Here is a 15,906-nt window from a genome sequence, read left to right as displayed (position 1 = left end):
AGATGCCGATTCGTACCAACCGGGGGCGGGCGGCGGTGTATCGCCGCCTGTGGGGCTGGCCGTTGCGCTCTCCGGTGCACCTGTTCGGCACCGTTGTACTGGTTGTCGCCGTCATCGTGGCCGCGGGGATAGTGGTGCCCAGGTTGCTGGGGCCAGACGGTGGAACAGGCGCGACGCCGCCGGGATCGGCCGCCGGCTCCACATCGGACATTCAGCGGGAGACCGGTAGCAGCCGGTTGCCTACCCGGTTGAGCGAGCCGCTGGCCTCACCGACCACTGCGCCTCCTGACCCGGAGGCGCTGCGGGTCGCGCGCGAGTGGGCGACGAGGTGGGCGACACATCCCGAAGGAACCACGATCGACCAGTGGATCGAGCGGCTTCGCCCGTACACCACCGAGGAGTACCTGCCTCGCATGCGGTCGGTGAACCTGGCGAACATCCCGGCGACGAGGGTGACCGGTGAGCCGAAGGCCACCAACTCCTTCACCAGTTCCGTCGACGTCGAAGTGTCCACCGACGGGCCGACGCTCCTTGTCAGTGTTGTCCGCACCGACAAGGGCTGGCGCGTCGCGGGCTACGACCAGGTGGGGTAGCTATGCGTGGGGGGCTACTGGTGGGCTGCGTCGCCGCGGCGGCCACGATCGTGTTGCTCGCGGCGGGCAGTGTGGTGATCATGGACAGCCAGCGCAGGCAGGCGCAGGGCGTGACACCGCTCAGTTGCGACGCGGCCATCGGACCGACACAGCCGGGTGAACGTGGCCGGGGGTCGGCCGATGCGGGCAACCTCAACGAGGAACAGCGTGGTACCGCGTCGCTGATCGTCTCGATCGGCAAGCGACGCGACTTGTCCCCACGGGCGTGGCAGGTGGCGATCCAGGCCGGGATGACCGAGTCGGGGTTGCGCAACCTGAACTACGGGGATCGTGACTCGCTCGGGATCTTCCAGATGCGGCCGTCGATGGGTTGGGGAACGCCCGCGCAGGTCACCGATCCGCCCTACCAGGTCAACAAGTTCTTCGACGTGCTGGAGTCGATACCTGGCTGGGAGAGCATGCGGCCGGGAGACGCCGCACAGGCTGTCGAGCGATCCGCGTTCCCGGACCGCTACCACCGCTGGGAACCGATGGCGGTGCACCTGGTGGAGAACGTCGGCGAGGTCGCGGACGCCACCGGGTGCGGCGAGGGCATGGGGGAGCTCCTTCCGCCCAACGACGCGGCGCAGGCCGCGATCCGGTTCGCGCTCGGTGAGCGGGGCAAGCCCTACGTGTGGGGTGCGACGGGGCCGAATTCCTACGACTGCTCGGGCTTGATGCTGCGCGCCTACGAGTCGGCGGGGATCACGCTTCCACGCGTGTCCCGTGACCAGTACAAGGCGGGCGCGATGCTGCCCGTTGAGCAGGCGCAGCCGGGGGACCTGCTGTTTTGGGCCTACGACCCGTCGAACCCGAGCACGATCCACCATGTTGCGATGTATCTGGGCGAGGGAAAGGTCGTGGAGGCGCAGCAGGCAGGTGTACCGGTGCACATCAGGGGTGTCGCTTGGGACGAGGCTGAGCTCGTGCCGCAAGCCATCCGACCGGGCGTGTGAGGCCGGGAACGGTCGAGAGGAACGGAGTAGGTCGTGGCGAAGAAGTGGGGCAAGCGAGGTAAGGCACGCAAGGCCGTATTGCTCGATCCAGTGCTCGACGGCACCGACCCGCGCAACATGTTCGGGATGCCGCCCGCGCGGCGCAACGCACCTCCGGCCTCGAGCACACCGCTCGCCGACTACCTCGCCGAGGGCTGCCCTGGGGTGGGCGAGCGTTACGTGGTGCTGCCGCGCTCGCTCGCCGAAGCGATGCCACTGCCGTGGCAGCAGCAGTTGGTGACCCTGCTCGCGCAGTTCCACGGAACCCATCGAGGTCTTTCCTGGCCGACCTACCGCGTGGTGCCGTCGCGGCCGGAACGGCTTGTCGACCTCGACGAGGAGCAGCTCGCCGAGGCCGGGTACCTGGTGGAGATCGACGCCGAAGGTGAGCTGGTCTACCGCGAGCGCAGCGGCAGGAAGGTGGCCGACCCCGAGCACACGACGGTGCTGGTGTCGTGTCTGGACCCGGTGCTGCGGCACAGCGAGGACGTCGAGCGGCAGCGGGGCGGCCAGGCAGGGCCGGTGCCGATGAACATCGGCCCGCAACCGGTCTGGCGCACCACGACGCCGCTTGCGCGCGGCCCAGAACCACCAGCACAGCCACCGTCACAGTCACAGCCGCCCGCCACGGAACCGGCTCCAGACCAGGAGCAGTCGGCGCGCGATTGGTTCGACGACGACTCGAGTACCGCCACCGAGGGCGACGTGGCCGAGAGTTCCGGTGCGGCTGAGTTCGGACCCACCGGGGACGAGCCGACCCAGCTGCCGTACCGGCATCACGGCTGATCGTCGGGTTGCCTGCCCGGCACGGTGGCTTCGCGGTGAAGCACGTGCGAGGCTTCGGACATGGCAGCCAACAGTGATGACCCGCACCCGGACCCGGGCTGGTGGTACAACACCCGAACCGGCGAAGTCGAGCACGGCAACCTCTCGCGCTCGATCGACCGGCTCGGCCCTTATCCGGACGAAGCCACCGCGAGGCGCGCACTGGAGATCGCCCGCGAGCGCACCAGGCAAGCCGACCGTGCAGACGCGGAGTGGGAGGGGCAGGAGTGACTCGCCGTCGTCCGCGGCTTCCGGCTTGGTCGTCGGCCCTGGAGTGAACTCTCGGTCGAGCCGCTGGGCGAGATCGGTGCCCGTGCACGCGTGTGCGTTGCACCGGTGAGCTCGTGCCCGTGGTGGCGGAATGCCGTCGCCACCGGCAGGCCCGTTCACACGATCGAGTCACGGGCTGCTGAATCGGGTTAGGGTGGCGGATGTGGCGCTCGCGGTCCACACGCCTGGCGCCGGCGACTTCGCTTCGCTGCGCGCCGAGTTCGAGCTGCCGGATTCGTTCTCTCCCGACGTGCTGGCCGAGGCGGTCGCCGTGGCGGGTGACCCCGCCGACTTCGCGGGTGGCCGCGTGGACGCCCGTGACCTGCCGCTGGTGACCGTTGACCCGCCCGGAGCCAAGGACCTCGACCAGGCCGTGCTCATCGAGCGCAGGCGCACGGGCGGCTTTCGGGTGCACTACGCGATAGCGGACCTGGCGGCCTTCGTGCCTGCGGGCGGTGCGATCGACCGGGAGGCTCGCGAGCGAGGGCAGACGCTCTACCTGCCGGACGGCAACGTACCGCTGCACCCTCCTGAGCTTTCGGAAGGAGCCGCGAGTCTGCTTCCCGGCGTGGAACGGCTCGCCGTGCTGTGGACCATCGACACCGACTCCGGCGGCGAACCCGTCTCCGTGCACGTGCGACGGGCCCTGGTGCGATCTGTGGAGCGGCTCGACTACGACGCCGTGGCGGCTGCGTTCGTGGCGGGCGCCCCACACCCGTCGATCGCCGCGCTGCCCGAACTCGGCAGGCTCCGGCGGGAGCTTGCGGTGCGCAGGGGAGCGGTGGAGCCGCAGCTACCGGAACAGGAGATCACCGCAGCCGAGGACGGCGGCTGGCTACTCACGTTGCGGCCCCGCCACGACGTCGAGGAATGGAACGCCGAGATCTCGCTGCTGACGGGTATGGCGGCGGCCTCGATCATGCTCGAGGCGAGGGTGGGGGTGCTACGGACGCTGCCGGAAGCCGACGACGGCGCGATCGGTTGGCTACGCCGCAGCGCCGAAGCACTCGGAATCGAGTGGCCGCGGGACGCCACGGTCGCCGAACTGCTCGCCGGGCTCCACCCGGCCCGGCCCGCTTCGCTGGCGCTGCACGCGGGTACCACCCGGCTGTTGCGTGGTGCGGGCTACACCGCGTTCGACGGCACCGCGCCGCAGTTGGCCACCCACGCGGGCATCGGCAGTCCCTACGCGCACGTGACAGCGCCGATCCGGAGGCTGGTCGACCGGTTCGCCACCGAGGTGTGCCTTGCCGTGACCCAGGGTGAGCCGGTGCCGGAATGGGTGCGTGCCGCGCTGGTGGAGCTGCCCGATCTGATGAGCGCCTCAGACACCCGCGCGGCCAGGGTCGAGCGCGCCTGCCTCGACCAGGTGGAGGCGTGGATGCTGGCCGAGCACGTGGGGCGGACGTTCAGCGCGGTCGTGCTACGTGCCGAGCAGACCCGGGCGGAGGTGTTCGTCGAGAACCCGCCCGTGCTGGGCCGCTGTGTCGGCACCGGGTTCCCGGAAAGCGGCCGGATCGCCGTCCGGCTGACCGCGGTGGATGTCGAGAGGCGGAGGGTTGCCTTTGAGCGAGCGTGACCACTGGACCGACCCCGAGTTCGAGTTGCGCGACGAGGCGCTGGCCGGGCGCGGTGTCGTCGTCAACGTGCGTAAGTCGGGACCACACTCCCACCTCGTCCCGTGGCTTGTCGAGCATGACCTGCTGACCTACGTCGGGCACAAAGGTAACCGGCACTCCTGGCCGGAATCGGACTTCGCCAACCCGTTCGTGAAGGAAGCCAAGCACGAAAGGGAGGCGATGCTGCGGCACTATCGGGAACACCTCGAGCAGCGCCCCGACCTGCTGCGTAGGCTGCGAGCCGGGGAACTCACCGGCAGGGCACTCGGCTGCTGGTGCGCCCCGAAGCCCTGCCACGCCGACGTATTGCTGGAGTACAGCCGGTGAAGGACGACCTCGACGCCGACGTCCCGCTCGACTGTCCACCCAGCCGGATCGTGTCGCTGGTTCCCGCGCTCACCGAGGCGGTCGCCGTCACGGCCGCCGGCCTTCTCGTCGGCGCTACCGACTACTGCACCCACCCACCCGGACTGGATGTGTCGAGGGTGGGCGGTTCGAAGTACCCGCGGCTGGATGCGGTCCTGGACCTGCGTCCCGAACTCGTACTCGCCAACTCCGAGGAGAACCGGCCCGGCGACGTGGCAGCCCTGCGCGAAGCCGGGATCGCGGTGTGGGTGATGGCCGCCCCCGCGACGGTCGCTATGGCCCTGAATTCGCTGCGCGCACTGTTCACGCGAGCGTTCGCGGTGCCTGTGCCGGACTGGCTGGTGCAGGCCGACCGGCTGTGGCGGGACGAGCGGCCAACGTGGGCGCGTGCGGTAGTGCCGGTGTGGCGCAAGCCGTGGGTGGTGCTGGGTAGGGACACCTTCGGCGGTGACGTGCTGCGCAGGCTCGGCGTCGAGCACGCCTACGCAGACCACGCCGAGCGCTACCCGCGGCCGAAGCTCACCGAACTCCGCGAGAAGTTCGACTCCGGCGAGGCGGACCTGCTCGTGCTGCCCGACGAACCCTACGAGTTCACCGCCGACGACGGTCCGGACAGTTTCCCGGGTGTGCCGTACGTGTTGCTGTCAGGCAGGTACCTGACCTGGTACGGGCCATCGCTCGTGGCCGGGCACGCGGAGCTGGCACGCTCCCTCGCCGCGGCTCGGGTGTGACGACCGCGAGGTCGGCTCAGCGGGTCGCGAACCTTTCGGTGGCCTCACGCAGCGCGGGAAGGATCCCGGGGTCCGTGACGGCGTGCCCGGCGCCGTCCAGGAGCACGAGCTCCGAACCTGGCCATGCCTTGTGCAGTTCGTAGGCGGTGACGGGGGGACTGACCAGGTCGTATCGGCCCTGCACCAGCACGCCGGGAATGGCGGAAAGCCTGCCAGCTTCTCCGATCAGCTGTCCCTCCTGTAGCCAGGCACGGTTGGTGAAGTAGTGCAGGGCGATCTTGGCGAACGGTACGGCGAAGCCCGGCGTGCTGTAGCTGCCGAGGTAGCGCTGCCGCTGCTGGACGGAGACCAGCGCCCCCTCCCACGCGCTCCACGTCACCGCGGCCCGCTCCCGCACGGTGGGGTCCTGGTCGGTGACGAGCTGCCAGTAGGCGGCGAGCATGTCCGCGCGCTCGCCAGGTGGTACCAAAGCGACGTAGCGCTCCCACTCGTCAGGAAACAGGTGGGCGGCGCCGCCGTTGTAGAGCCAGTCGAGTTCACGCCGCCGCGCCGAGAACACCCCGCGCAGCACGATTTCACTGACCCGGCAGGGATGCCGCTGCGCGTAGGCGAGTGCGAGAGTGGCGCCCCAGGAGCCGCCGAGCAGCAGCCACCGCTGGATTCCCAGCCGTTCGCGAAGCCGCTCCATGTCGGCGACCAGATGCCAGGTGGTGTTGGCGGACATGTCGCAGCCGGGATCACCGACGTGGGGGGTGCTGCGCCCGGCGCCACGCTGGTCGAACTGCACGATCCGGTACGTGGCGGGGTTGAACAGCCTGCGGGTCAGTGGCGTGCTGCCGCTGCCTGGTCCACCGTGCACAACCACGGCCGGTTTGCCGTCGGGGTTTCCGCTGACTTCCCAGTACACGAGGTTGCCGTCGCCGACGTCGAGCATGCCGTGCTCGTGCGGTGAGATCGGTGGGTACAACTCGTCCATTCCGGCGCCCACCTTAGCCGTCGGGGCCCGTGTACGGGGCCCCGACGACCAACCCGGCCGGCTCAGTGGAAGGCGTGCTCCGGTGCGGGGAACTCCCCGCGCCGCACCTCGTCGGCGAAGGACTGTGCCGCCTGCGAAAGCACACCGGCCATGTCCGCGTAGCGCTTTACGAACCGGGGTGCCTTGCCCCTGCGCAGGCCTACCATGTCCTGCCACACCAGGACCTGCGCGTCGCAGTCCGACCCCGCGCCGATGCCGATGGTGGGGATGTCCAGCTCGTGAGTGATGCGCTTGGCGACCTCCGCGGGAACCATCTCCATCACCACCGAGAACGCGCCGGCCTCCTGCAGCGCGATCGCGTCGGCGAGCAGCTCGTCGCCCGCCGACCCGCGCCCCTGCACCCGGTAGCCGCCGAGATTGTGCTCGCTTTGCGGGGTGAAACCGATGTGCCCCATCACCGGCACGCCCGCCGAGGTCAGGGCCTGGACGTGGGGCGCGAAGTGGCGTCCACCTTCCAGCTTCACCGCGTGGGCACGCCCCTCCTTCATGAACCGCACCGAAGTGGCCAGCGCCTGCTCAGCGGACAGTTGGTAGGAGCCGAACGGCAGATCCGCGACCACGAGGGCGTGCCGCACCGACCGTGTCACCGCGCGTACCAGCGGGATCAGCTCTTCAACCGTCACCGGCAGCGAAGTGTCGTAGCCGAACACGTTGTTGGCCGCCGAGTCGCCGACGAGCAGCACCGGGATTCCGGCTTCGTCGAACAGTTCGGCCGTGTACATGTCGTACGCGGTGAGCATCGGCCACGGCTCACCGCGTTGTTTGAGTTCCCGAAGGTGATGGATGCGGACCTTCTTGCGCTGCGTTTCCGTCCGCGCCGAAGACCCGGAGCCGTACGGGGCCTGCTGTTCGCCCGAGCTGTCGTGGCCATGCCCAGGCCGGGAGTGCGAATGGGATTGCGACATCGTCGTCGACCGTCCTTCCCTCGAGGCCTCACCGAGGTCCCCGGGTCCGTGGATGGTTGATACACACAGCGTCGCAGCAGGCGCGTCCGACCCCAAGCGCGTGCGACCAGCTTCACAGGTCGGATTGACTCCTGATGGTTGCCGTGATCGGTTACCCGCGACCACCCGGCCGTGGTAAGTAGATCGCCATGCTCCCGGTGCTGCGCCGCTCCGCCACCCTCGCGGCGGTTCGTGGCCTGACCGTCGCGTTGCTCTCCGTCGGTACCGCCGCCCACCTGGGATGGGTGCTCGAGTACTTCCTCGACACCGGGCTTTCGCCGTTGCACTCCTTCCCCGGTGAGCTCAGCGCGGATGGGCAGCCGCACCGGGAGGTCTTCCGGATGGCCGAATGGGTGGCCGGTGCGGCGTTCCTGCTGGCCGTGCCGCCGCTGTTGCGAGTGGCGCCGGTGCACTGGCAGGGACGGTTGACCGTCGCGGTGGTGTGTGTGTTCGCGCTGCTGTTGCTGCTGCACGCCACGTTTCCGCCCGATTGCGCTCCCTCCGTGAGCCAGGCGTGCCGAAATCGCGACAATGTTTCGGTCTCGCACCGGATCCATCACGTCACCTCGGTGCTGCTGGCGCTGCAGTACGTCGTCGGTCCGGCGACGCTCGTTCTCTGGTGGCGTGGCGGTTGGCAGGCGATACCGGTGCTCGTGTTGGCGGTCGAGTTTCTCGCCTGGGCTGCGATGGTGGCGCTGGGCCTGTTGGGCTCGTGGCGGTTCGTCGGGCTGGCGGCTCGCGCGCAGCTCGCGGCGCTGACCGTGCTGTTGTGCGCGGGTATGGCCTATCTGCTCACGATCGACCGCGATGTGCGTGATCGGTGGGAAGATGTCCCCCGATGACGGGGAGGTGGCGGCATGCCTGGGTTGGTCGATCCGGTCGCCGACGAGCGGGAAGGCCTGCTCGACTACCTGGCGCAGCAACGCTACGTGCTCTGCCTCGCCGCGTACGGCCTCACCGATAAGCAGGCAAGGGCGACACCCACCGTCAGTCACCTCAGTGTCGCCGGGATCATCAAGCACGTAGCGGCCACCGAGCGGGGATGGATGAACACCGTGCTCGGGTCAGGGCACGGTGACGATCCGGCCGGGTTCGCTCTCCTGGAAGGCGAGACCCTTGCCGACATCATTGGCGAGTACGAACGTGTGGCCACCGACACCGAGGACATCGTCGCGGCCATCGACGATCTCGGCCGCCCGGTGCCGGTGCCAGGGGACGTGCCGTGGTTTCCCGACGACATCGAGGCGTGGTCGGTGCGATGGGTGCTGCTGCACCTCATCGAGGAGACCGCGCGGCACGCGGGTCACGCCGACATCATCAGGGAGGCGCTCGACGGCGCCACCGCGTTCCCTCTGATGGCGGCGGCCGAGGGATGGCCCCCGACACCGTGGCTGCGACCGTGGCAACCACCGGGCTACAGGTCGAACAGCGTCGGCTCCTCCAGGTGAACTCCCTCCAGCTCGAGCATCCGCCGTTTTGCCTTCACCCCGCCGGTCGCGGAGAAGCCACCGGCCCTGCCTCCCGCCGCGAGCACCCGGTGGCACGGCACGATAGGAGCGAACGGGTTGCTGCCCATCGCCTGGCCGACGGCGCGCGCGGCGCCGGGGTAGCCCAGCCGCGTCGCGACCTCGCCGTAGGTGACCGTGTCACCCGGCCCGACGGTCCGGACGAGCTCGTACACCAACCGATGGAAGCGTGGTAGTCCGTCCATACCGAGGGGAACGTCGGTGAGGTCGACGCGCTCGCCGCGCAGCAACGCGGCAACGCCTTCGATCGCCGCGCGCGCATGTCCAGGCGGGTCCTGTTCTTGAGCCGAGGGAAACCTGGCCGCAAGGCGGGCGCGAGTCCGCTGCTGGCTGTTCTCCGGCAGTTGGCAGCCGATCACGGCGCGCTCGTCCCACGCGACACCGCAGTGCCCGAGCGCGGTCTCGAACACCGCGAAACCCTGTGCCACCATGTCGCACACGCTACGCCGGGCCACCGACAACCCGGCCGCGGTCGGCGGGCGAGGGAGCTGGCCGCATCGCGCGGGCGGAGGCTAGTGGGTCTCGCGCCAGGCGTTGGTGATCGGCAGTCTCCGGTCCCTGCCGAAGGCCTTGAAGGTGATCTTCGTGCCGGGCGGGTACTGCCTGCGCTTGAACTCCGCCCTGTCCACCATGCGCACCACCCGGTCGATCACTTCGGCATCGAAACCGGCCGCGACCAGGTCCGCGTAGCCGCGATCACCTTCGATGTAGTCGTCAAGTATGTCGTCGAGCAACGCGTAGTCGGGCAGCGAGTCGGTATCGAGCTGGTCGGGCCGCAGTTCCGCGGACGGCGGTTTGGCGATCGAGTTCTCCGGGATGGGCGGAGTCTGTCCACGCTTCTCGGCTTCCTCGTTGCGCCAGCGTGCCAGCCTCCACACCTGGGTCTTGAACAGGTCCTTGATCGGAGCGAAACCGCCCACCGCGTCGCCGTAGATGGTCGAGTAGCCCACGGCGAGTTCCGTCTTGTTGCCCGTCGCGAGCACAAGGTGTCCCTCCAGATTGGACAGTGCCATGAGCAGCATCCCTCGCACACGCGCCTGGATGTTCTCCTCGGCCAACCCGGTCCCCGCGAGCCCGAGTTGGTCGACGTAGACCCGGACCATGTCCTCGACCGGTTCGACACGGAAGTGGCAGCGCAGCCGTTGAGCCAGCTGTTCGGCGTCGGCCTTGGAGTGCTCGGAGGAGTACTTCGAAGGCATGGACACCCCGTGAACCGCGTCCGCGCCGAGCGCGTCCACGGCGAGCGCGGCGGTGAGCGCGGAGTCGATACCGCCGGAGAACCCGAAGATCACCGACCGGAAACCGTTCTTGCGTACGTAGTCGCGCAGGCCGACGACGAGGGCCGACCACATCTCCGCCTCGTCGGACAGTGGCTCGCTGACGGCGGGGCCCGCGAGCGGCTGGTAGCCGGGCAGCGGATCGGTCGAGAGCACCCGCCTCCGCACGAGCAGGCCTTCGATGTTGCCTTCGGACGTGTGCCCGCCCGCGCGGAGGTCGAAATCGACCACCAGCAGATGCTCGACGAACTGCGGTGCGCGTGCCAGCAGTTCGCCGTCCGCCGCGACGACGATCGAGTCGCCGTCGAAGACCAGGTCGTCCTGGCCGCCCACAAGGTTGGTGTAGACGATGGGGGCGCCCGCCTCGCCCGCTCTTCGTGCCACGAGCGGCAGCCGGACGTCGTCCTTGGAGCGCTCGTAGGGCGAGGCGTTGGGCGCGACGACCAGATCGACGCCCGCCTTGCCGAGCGCGGCGATCGGCCCGCCCTCCTGCCAGATGTCCTCGCAGATCACCATGCCGATGTCGACGCCGTGCAGCCGGAGCACGTCGAGGGTCTGGCCTGGCCTGAAATAGCGGTGCTCGTCGAACACCCCGTAGTTGGGCAGGTGATGCTTGTACTGCCTCGCCACCACCCGCCCGCGGTACAGCGCGGCCGCGGCATCTCTCGGGCCCACCTCGTCGCGGTCCAGATAGCCGACGTAGACGAGCACGTCACCGCATCCCGCTTCGTCGAGCAGCGTGGCGAGTTCGTGCACGCGGTCACGTGAGGCCCGCGCGAAAGTCTCCCGCAGCGAGAGGTCCTCCACCGGGTAGCCGGTCAGCGACATCTCGGGGAAGACCACCACGTGGGCGCCCGCGTCGGCGGCCTTGCGGGTCCACTCGATCGTCAGCTCGGTATTGCCGGCCAGATCACCGACGGTCGCGTTGACCTGGGCGAGTGCGAGACGCAGTTGCGGCATGACCTCATTCTGTCCTACCCGCCCAGCGCCAACCGCGTTCAGTTACGTTTCTTGCGCAGCATGCCCCGAACCTTCTTCAACGCCTGCTCCGCGTCGGTGTCGAACGGGTTGTCCTGCACCAAGTAGGTCCAGGTGGAGGTGGGCCTGCGGACCCCGGCCGCGGCGAGATCGACACCGTCGTCGCCGACCTTCGCCTCGACCAGTGTCTTCGCCGACCGTTGCTTCGCCTCGTCGCGCAGCTTGTGGAACTGCGGGATCGCGACGCGGTGGAACTCGTCCAGCGGGGTTTCCTTCGCCAGCGCCCGCAGGTGGATGGTCTCCCTTACGTCGGTGAGGAATGCCAGGTGGTCGGCCCACAGCTGATCGAGGTGGTAGAGCATGATCTCGCGGCACACCCGCTCGAACGTCTGCTCACCGAGTGCTTCCTCCAGTTCCGCGCAGCGGTCCGGTTCCGCCTCGGCGAGCAGCCGTCTTGCCAGGTCGGTGCGTAGCACCTCGTCGCGGTGTTCCAGCAATCGGGACCGCTGATGCTCGATGAGCCGGGTGTAGCGCCAGGTGTTGCGGTGGATCTCCAGATCCACGCCTTCGGCGACCCGTTGCGCGTGGTTGAGCTGTCGCTGCGCCGCGGGGTCGATGATCTCGCCGGTGTCCTCTTCGGTTTCGATACCGTCCGGCACGTCCGGTGCGTGGGCGAGCACCAGTTCGTCGTTGAGGCTGGCGAAGAAGACCGAGCTGCCCGGGTCGCCCTGCCTGCCCGCGCGACCCCTGAGCTGGTCGTCGAGCCTGCTGCTGGGGTAGCGGGCGGTTCCGATGACGTGCAGGCCGCCCCGCTCGGCCACCCGCTCGCGATCCGAGCCGTCCGCGCCGCCGAGCCGGATGTCGGTGCCTCGGCCCGCCATCTGGGTGGACACGGTGATCGTGGCGTACTTGCCCGCCTCCGCGATGATCGCGGCCTCCTCCGCGTCGTTGCGGGCGTTCAGCACGACGCACGAGAGTCCGGCCTTGGCCAGCTTGTCGGCCAGCTCCTCCGACTCGGCCACGTCCTGCGTTCCCACCAGAATCGGCCTGCCCTTCTCGTGCACCGACTCGATCTCCCGAACGATGGCCCTGAGCTTGCGGCTCGGTGTCGAGAAGATCCGGTCCGGCAGGTCGTCGCGGATGGTCGGCGTGTTCGGCGGTATCACCGCCACCTCGAGGTCGTAGAACTCCCGTAACTGCTCGGCGACGGCGACCGCGGTGCCGGTCATCCCCGCGACCCTCGGGTATCGGGCCAGCAGCGCCTGCACAGTGATCGAGTCGAGGATCTCTCCCCGGTCCGAAGGGGGAAGTTGCTCCTTGGCCTCTACTGCGGCCTGCAGCCCATCCGGCCAGCGCTGCAACTGCGCCACCCGGCCCCTTGAGGCGTTGATGAGCTGCACCTTGCCGTCCCGCACCAGGTAGTCCACGTCCCGGGTGAGCAACGCGTGGGCGTGCAGCGCGACGTTCACGGCGGCCAACCGCTCGGAGCCGCTCTCGTCGTAGAGGTCGATGCCGCCGAGCGCCTTCTCCACGACCGAGGCGCCCGCGCTGGTGAGCCACGCGTTGCGGCCGTCGGGGTCGGTCTCGTAGTGCAACCCGAGCCGCAACCGTCGCACGATCTTGGCGACTTCCTCGTCGGCTACACCCGCATCGACGGAACCCGCCATGACCAGCGGCACGCGCGCCTCGTCGACGAGCACGGAGTCGGCCTCGTCGACGATCGCCACCTCCGGTGGCTGCTGAACCAGGTCGTCGACGCGGGTCACCAGCCGGTCTCGCAGCACGTCGAAGCCGATCTCGCTGACCGCGCCGTAACACACCTGCGCCGAGTAGGCTTCGCGCCGCTCCTGCGCGGTCAGGGCGGGCTCGACCCAGCCGACCGAGACCCCGAGCAGGTCGTACACGGGCCGCATCCACTCCGCGTCGCGGCGTGCGAGGTAGTCGTTGACGGAGATCACGTGCACCCGCCTGCCCTGCAGCGCGTGCCCCGCAGCGGCGAGCGCTCCGGCCAGCGTCTTGCCCTCACCGGTGGCCATCTGCACGACATGCCCGGTGAGCAGTCCCATCGTGCCGAGCAACTGCACGTCGAACGCGCGCTCGCCGAGTGCTCGCCGAGCGGCCTCCCTGCCCAACGCGCACAACCGCGCCAACTGCTCGTCGCCGAACTCGGGCTCCTCCCGCAGTCGCGAAGCCTCCTCGGTCAGTTCGGCATCGCGGAGCTGCTCCAGCTCAGGCTCCTGCTTACCGACGGCAGGCAACAACGCCTCGTAGCGGGTGAGCTCGACGCTGGCTGGCCGCTGGATGATCCTGCGCAGCCGCTTGCCGACCCGGCCAAACAACGCCACCGGTTGTCTCCTAACTGTGTGCGCAACGCCAACGACGTACCACTGCCCGGGGGTCCCCCTGGCAGTGGCACGATCGAAGGGTGTCCTCGGTGAAACGCTACCTGTCCGGTGCGGTGTGTCTACTTGTCCTCGCGAGCGCCGCGGCCTGCACGGCAGGCTCCCCGACATCGGAACCCACGGTGCCCGCGGGCCCGGTTCCCACCGGGCTCGAGCGGTTCTACTCGCAGCGTCTCGACTGGGGCGACTGCGCACCCTACGCGACTTCGGAGACTTCCAAGTTCGTGTTCGCCGGTGAGGGGCTGGAGTGTGCCCGGCTGACCGTGCCGTTGGACTACTCCAAGCCCGGGGACACCACGATCACGCTCGGCGTGCTGCGACACAAGGCGACCGACGCCGACGAGCGGATCGGCTCGCTCGTTCTCAACCCGGGAGGGCCGGGAGCGTCCGGGATGACCGCGGCAGGCAACTTCTCCGCCACGATGCCGGAAAGCCGGCTGACCGAGCGCTTCGACCTCGTCGGTTTCGACCCTCGCGGGATCGGTGCCAGCGAACCGACCGTCGAGTGCCTGACCGCGCCCGAACGCGATGCCGACCGGGCCGATGACACCGAGGTGGTCGGCAGCGTCGCTGAGCAGGAGTCGGAGGAGCGTGCCTTCGCCGACAAGTGCGCCGACCGCACCGAGTACGGCGAGCGGATGCTGGCCAACCTCGGCACCCGCGACGTCGTGCGCGACCTCGACGTGCTGCGCTCGACCCTCGGTGACGAGAAGCTGACCTACCTCGGCTACTCCTACGGCACCCGCATCGGCTACACCTATGCCGAGCGTTTCCCCGGCAACGTCCGCGCGCTGCTGCTGGACGGCGCGTTGGACCCGGAGCAGGACCTGGTGGATTCGCTTGTCGCGCAGGGCAAGGGGTTCGCGACGGCGTTCGACGAGTTCGCGGCGTGGTGCGCGGGCCAGCAGGATTGCGCGCTTGGCTCAGACCCGGCATCTGCGGACAGCGCCTACCAGGACATCGTTCGGCCCTTGATCGACAACCCGGTCCGGTCGGCAGGCGGGCGCGCGCTCTCGTACGAGGACGCCACGACGGGCACCATCGCCGCGCTGTACTCCCAGCAGCAGTGGCCATCGCTCAACACCGGGCTCACCGAGGTCAAGCAGGGGCGTGGGACCACGCTGCTGTCCCTCGCCGACATGTACAACGAGCGCGAGGCCAACGGCGAGTACACCACCACCCAGGACGCGTTCGTGGCCATCCGCTGCGTCGACGACCCGAGGGTGACCGACGAGGCGGAGATCCTGCGGGCGCAGCGACGCTACGTGGAGGTCGCGCCGTTCCTCGATCCGGGTGTGTCGCCGTCTCCCGCTCGGGACGCCTGCGCGTTCTGGCCGGTGCCGAACTCCTCCGAACCGCACTTGCCGGACGTCGAAGGGGTGCCGCCCGCACTGGTCATCTCCACCACGAACGACCCGGCGACGCCTTACGAGGCCGGGGTGAGCCTCGCCAAGGCGATGAACGGCAGGCTGCTGACCTTCGAGGGCACCCAGCACACGGTGTTCCTGCAGGGCAACGCGTGCGTCGATCAGGCAGGTACCGACTACCTGGTGGATGGCACGCTGCCGCCCGAAGGCACCCGCTGCGGTTAGCCCGCGGCGCTGCTCTGGGGTTCCACGCCCGCGTTGTGGTTGGTGAGGGCGAGTTCCAGCATCACCGCTCCCTCGTTGCGCTGCCTCGGCGGTACCTGCACCCACATCCGCAGCAGCCTGCGGCTTTGGTCCTGGCTGACCCAGAACTTGACATCGACGTCGGTGTGGACACCGGGGATGACGGCCGAGATGACGTGTCGTGGCAACCTGCCGTCCACCCGGAAGGTAGGGACGTCGTGCAGTTCCTCCTTGCCTTCGGTGCGCGCCTGCCTCGCCCCGTCGAGCAGGGTGCGCAGGCCGTTCGTCGGGTCAAGCAGTTGTGCCGGGTCGAACGGCTGTGGAACGGGTTCGCGCATCGTGCGTCCCTCACCGTCCTCCAGCGTCAGCGTGCCGTCGGCCACCACGAACTCGTACTGGGCGCGCTTGGTGCCGCGCTGCACATCGGCGGCCCCGTGCGCGTAGCCGTGCGGTTGCGGGTCGCGCCTTGCGACGCCGTCGATCTCGCGGACCGACAACCCCGGCACCGCACCGCTCACGCTGAAAGCGAAGTTCACGCTCCGCAGTTGAGCCAGCGCGTCGGCGGAGGCGTCGAGCAGCGGTCGTGCTCGTGGCAGTGGGCCGGTGGTATCCGGGGATGCCGTGCAGCCGCCGAGCACTGCGATGGTCAGCAGAAGTGAAAGTGAGAGCGCGAAGCGGCGCGACTGCATGGCATT

At 69.2% G+C, this 15,906-nt stretch carries 16 protein-coding genes; 10 read left to right on the top strand and 6 right to left on the bottom strand.

Annotated features, from left to right (window positions below; all coding sequences use genetic code 11):
- Positions 1-2: 2 nt before the first annotated feature.
- The 7 genes from FHU38_RS21015 (at position 3) to FHU38_RS20985 (ending at position 5,438) form a co-directional block, all read left to right on the top strand.
- Complete coding sequence (locus FHU38_RS21015; protein WP_167174107.1) at positions 3-593, top strand: hypothetical protein; 591 nt, start codon at positions 3-5, stop codon at positions 591-593.
- Between the two features lie 2 nt (positions 594-595).
- Entirely contained in the window at positions 596-1,588 is a 993-nt protein-coding gene (locus FHU38_RS21010; protein WP_167174103.1) for a C40 family peptidase, read from the top strand.
- Between the two features lie 33 nt (positions 1,589-1,621).
- On the top strand, positions 1,622-2,413 hold the full coding sequence (locus FHU38_RS21005) for a hypothetical protein (protein ID WP_167174100.1): 792 nt from the start codon (positions 1,622-1,624) through the stop codon (positions 2,411-2,413).
- A 60-nt stretch (positions 2,414-2,473) separates the two neighbouring features.
- Positions 2,474-2,683, top strand: coding sequence for a hypothetical protein (locus FHU38_RS21000; RefSeq protein WP_167174097.1), 210 nt, complete (start codon positions 2,474-2,476; stop codon positions 2,681-2,683).
- A gap of 202 nt (positions 2,684-2,885) precedes the next feature.
- Positions 2,886-4,301 (top strand): RNB domain-containing ribonuclease, encoded by a 1,416-nt coding sequence (locus FHU38_RS20995; protein ID WP_167174092.1) that lies wholly within the window; start codon positions 2,886-2,888, stop codon positions 4,299-4,301.
- Positions 4,288-4,668, top strand: coding sequence for a DUF4326 domain-containing protein (locus tag FHU38_RS20990; RefSeq protein WP_390623312.1), 381 nt, complete (start codon positions 4,288-4,290; stop codon positions 4,666-4,668). The genes FHU38_RS20995 and FHU38_RS20990 overlap by 14 nt, the downstream gene beginning before the upstream one ends.
- Complete coding sequence (locus FHU38_RS20985; protein ID WP_167174086.1) at positions 4,665-5,438, top strand: helical backbone metal receptor; 774 nt, start codon at positions 4,665-4,667, stop codon at positions 5,436-5,438. The genes FHU38_RS20990 and FHU38_RS20985 overlap by 4 nt, the downstream gene beginning before the upstream one ends.
- A 16-nt stretch (positions 5,439-5,454) precedes the next feature.
- Here FHU38_RS20985 and pip read toward each other — a convergent pair whose 3' ends face one another.
- Both pip and panB read right to left on the bottom strand, forming a co-directional pair.
- The gene (gene pip / locus FHU38_RS20980; RefSeq protein WP_167174083.1) at positions 5,455-6,414 is read right to left on the bottom strand and encodes a prolyl aminopeptidase; all 960 of its coding nucleotides are present in this window, start codon (positions 6,412-6,414) and stop codon (positions 5,455-5,457) included.
- Positions 6,415-6,476: 62 nt separating this feature from the next.
- Positions 6,477-7,379 (bottom strand): 3-methyl-2-oxobutanoate hydroxymethyltransferase, encoded by a 903-nt coding sequence (gene panB / locus FHU38_RS20975; protein ID WP_167174080.1) that lies wholly within the window; start codon positions 7,377-7,379, stop codon positions 6,477-6,479.
- A gap of 188 nt (positions 7,380-7,567) precedes the next feature.
- Between panB and FHU38_RS20970 the strand changes: the two genes are divergently transcribed.
- Positions 7,568-8,260 (top strand): DUF998 domain-containing protein, encoded by a 693-nt coding sequence (locus FHU38_RS20970; RefSeq protein ID WP_167174077.1) that lies wholly within the window; start codon positions 7,568-7,570, stop codon positions 8,258-8,260.
- A 15-nt stretch (positions 8,261-8,275) separates the two neighbouring features.
- Positions 8,276-8,866 (top strand): DinB family protein, encoded by a 591-nt coding sequence (locus FHU38_RS20965; RefSeq protein ID WP_167174074.1) that lies wholly within the window; start codon positions 8,276-8,278, stop codon positions 8,864-8,866.
- On the opposite strand, the gene FHU38_RS20960 is transcribed toward FHU38_RS20965, so the two are convergent.
- The 3 genes from FHU38_RS20960 to secA2 all read right to left on the bottom strand — a co-directional run bounded on the left by FHU38_RS20960 (position 8,833) and on the right by secA2 (position 13,544).
- Positions 8,833-9,375: a methylated-DNA--[protein]-cysteine S-methyltransferase gene (locus FHU38_RS20960; RefSeq protein WP_167174071.1), complete on the bottom strand. Its 543-nt coding sequence runs from the start codon at positions 9,373-9,375 to the stop codon at positions 8,833-8,835. The genes FHU38_RS20965 and FHU38_RS20960 overlap by 34 nt on opposite strands.
- Positions 9,376-9,456: 81 nt before the next feature.
- The gene (locus FHU38_RS20955) at positions 9,457-11,181 is read right to left on the bottom strand and encodes an NAD+ synthase (RefSeq protein WP_167174068.1); all 1,725 of its coding nucleotides are present in this window, start codon (positions 11,179-11,181) and stop codon (positions 9,457-9,459) included.
- 38 nt (positions 11,182-11,219) lie between these two features.
- Complete coding sequence (gene secA2 / locus FHU38_RS20950; RefSeq protein WP_167174065.1) at positions 11,220-13,544, bottom strand: accessory Sec system translocase SecA2; 2,325 nt, start codon at positions 13,542-13,544, stop codon at positions 11,220-11,222.
- 80 nt (positions 13,545-13,624) lie between these two features.
- On the opposite strand from secA2, the gene FHU38_RS20945 reads away from it, so the two are divergent.
- On the top strand, positions 13,625-15,193 hold the full coding sequence (locus FHU38_RS20945; protein ID WP_167174060.1) for an alpha/beta hydrolase: 1,569 nt from the start codon (positions 13,625-13,627) through the stop codon (positions 15,191-15,193).
- Here the strand turns inward: FHU38_RS20945 and FHU38_RS20940 are convergent.
- Positions 15,190-15,900 carry an LppX_LprAFG lipoprotein gene (locus tag FHU38_RS20940; RefSeq protein ID WP_167174057.1) on the bottom strand — a complete coding sequence of 237 codons (711 nt, stop codon included), beginning with the start codon at positions 15,898-15,900 and terminating at the stop codon, positions 15,190-15,192. The two genes, FHU38_RS20945 and FHU38_RS20940, sit on opposite strands and share 4 nt — an antisense overlap.
- Between the last annotated feature and the right edge of the window lie 6 nt (positions 15,901-15,906).

Source organism: Saccharomonospora amisosensis (genome assembly GCF_011761185.1).
Lineage (GTDB): Bacteria > Actinomycetota > Actinomycetes > Mycobacteriales > Pseudonocardiaceae > Saccharomonospora_A > Saccharomonospora_A amisosensis.
Note: the sequence above shows the minus strand (reverse complement) of the source record. Positions and strands in the feature narration are given on the sequence as shown.